This window comes from Streptomyces sp. NPDC057638, from assembly GCF_042800315.1.
Classification (GTDB): Bacteria; Actinomycetota; Actinomycetes; order Streptomycetales; family Streptomycetaceae; genus Streptomyces.
Window position 1 is genome coordinate 1 of record NZ_JBHVHF010000580.1, and the last position, 1,883, is coordinate 1,883.

A 1,883-nucleotide genomic window follows, 5' to 3' on the forward strand; every position below is an offset into this window, starting at 1 on the left:
CGCCGGATCCGGTGCGGCGGCCCCTTCGTCCCTACGGGGGTACCGCCCCCGCGACCGCCTACGCCTTCGGCGCGGGCGCGGGGAACGACGGCTTCGCGGCCGGGGCGGACTCCAGCGCGGCGGCCATCTCCGCCAGCCGCGCGATCGGCGCCGTGCCGGTCACCACCGTGGTGGAACCCTTGTCCACGCGGACCAGCGCGTCGTACTTCGGACCCTCCCAGATCTGCCAGGCCGCGTTCCGCACCTGGCGGGTCTCACCGGTGTTCCTGGCCTGGTGGGTGACCTCGGGGATGAACTTCCCGACCGGCCGGGTCGACTGCTCGACCGCCACGTACTCCCGGTCCGGGTCCAGGAAGCCGAGGTGCCAGGCGTCACCCTTGAGGCCCTGGTACGACACGGAGGTCGGCTTCCACTCCCCCGGCAGGCCCTTCGGCGCCAGCACCGGGTACGGCGCGGCGCGCTGCGCCGTCACCAGTTCCAGCTCGTAGTTGACCGGCTTCATCCGGTCGCTCTGCTCGTCATGGGGGATGAAGAGGTAGATCACCCCGACGACGGCCCCAATGACCACCATCGAGAGCACCATGTCCCGCACCGTCTGTTTGCCACGCATTCCAGCCACGGCTCCATGGTCGCATCCGGGGTGCGCGCTCAAACGTGGGCCCCGATGCTCATTTTATCGGTCTACCGATAGAGTCGAAGCACCCTCATCACGGCCGTCGTCGTACAGAAAGGTGCGCTCCGATGACCGAGCACCACATGCCGTCACCCCTGGAGGTCTCCCCGGAGGCCCCTGACCGCAACCTCGCCCTGGAGCTGGTCCGGGTCACCGAGGCCGCCGCCATGGCGGCGGGCCGCTGGGTCGGCCGCGGCGACAAGAACGGCGCCGACGGCGCGGCCGTCAAGGCCATGCGGACCCTCGTCCACACCGTCTCGATGAACGGCGTCGTCGTCATCGGCGAAGGCGAGAAGGACGAGGCGCCGATGCTCTTCAACGGGGAGCACATCGGCGACGGCACCGGTGCCGAGTGCGATATCGCCGTGGACCCGATCGACGGGACGACGCTGACGGCCAAGGGCATGCCCAACGCCATCGCGGTCCTGGCGGCGGCCGACCGGGGCGCGATGTTCGACCCGTCCGCGGTCTTCTACATGGACAAGCTGGTCACCGGCCCCGAGGCGGCGGACTTCGTCGACATCAACGCCCCCGTCTCCGTCAACATCCGCCGGGTCGCCAAGGCCAAGAAGTCCTCGCCCGAGGACGTCACGGTCGTCATCCTGGACCGGCCGCGCCATGAGTCGATGGTCAAGGAGATCCGCGAGACGGGCGCGCGGATCAAGTTCATCTCCGACGGCGATGTCGCGGGCGCCATCATGGCGGTCCGCGAGGGCACCGGCGTCGACATGCTGATGGGCATCGGTGGCACCCCCGAGGGCATCATCACCGCCTGTGCGATCAAGTGCCTCGGCGGCACGATCCAGGGGCGGCTGTGGCCCCGGGACGCCGACGAGCGGCGCCGCGCCCTGGACGCCGGGCACGACCTCGACCGGGTGCTCGCCACGGACGACCTGGTCAAGGGCGACAATGTCTTCTTCGTCGCCACCGGCATCACCGACGGCGAGCTGCTGCGCGGGGTGCGCTACCGCGCGGAGACGGCGACCACGCAGTCCCTGGTGATGCGCTCCAAGTCGGGGACGATCCGGCAGATCGACTCCACCCACAAGCTCTCCAAGCTGCGCGCCTACAGCCAGGTGGACTTCGACCGCGCCCAGTAGCGGGCATCCGTTCCCGCGTCGGGACCGGGCCCATGCCCGGCGGTCACCTTCCGTACGGAGGTGAGGAGCGGGACGGCGACGGACAACCGAGAGGGGCCGCCCGGATGGGC

Annotated in this window: 2 protein-coding genes; one reads left to right on the forward strand and one right to left on the reverse strand. The window is 70.3% G+C overall.

The window, feature by feature from the left end; translation table 11 throughout:
* Nucleotides 1-58 precede the first annotated feature (58 nt).
* Nucleotides 59-610: a DUF4245 domain-containing protein gene (locus ACFVIM_RS34940; protein ID WP_384310357.1), complete on the reverse strand. Its 552-nt coding sequence runs from the start codon at nt 608-610 to the stop codon at nt 59-61.
* Between the two features lie 131 nt (nt 611-741).
* Between ACFVIM_RS34940 and glpX the strand changes: the two genes are divergently transcribed.
* Nucleotides 742-1,773, forward strand: a complete 1,032-nt coding sequence (gene glpX, locus ACFVIM_RS34945; protein WP_384310355.1) for a class II fructose-bisphosphatase — start codon at nt 742-744, stop codon at nt 1,771-1,773.
* Nucleotides 1,774-1,883: the final 110 nt, after the last annotated feature.

What these genes read in the sequence shown, in the direction of transcription:
- ACFVIM_RS34940 (WP_384310357.1), bottom strand. Translation starts at nt 610, where the DNA reads ATGCGTGGCAAACAGACGGTGCGGGACATGGTGCTCTCGATGGTGGTC.
- glpX (WP_384310355.1), top strand. Translation starts at nt 742, where the DNA reads ATGACCGAGCACCACATGCCGTCACCCCTGGAGGTCTCCCCGGAGGCC.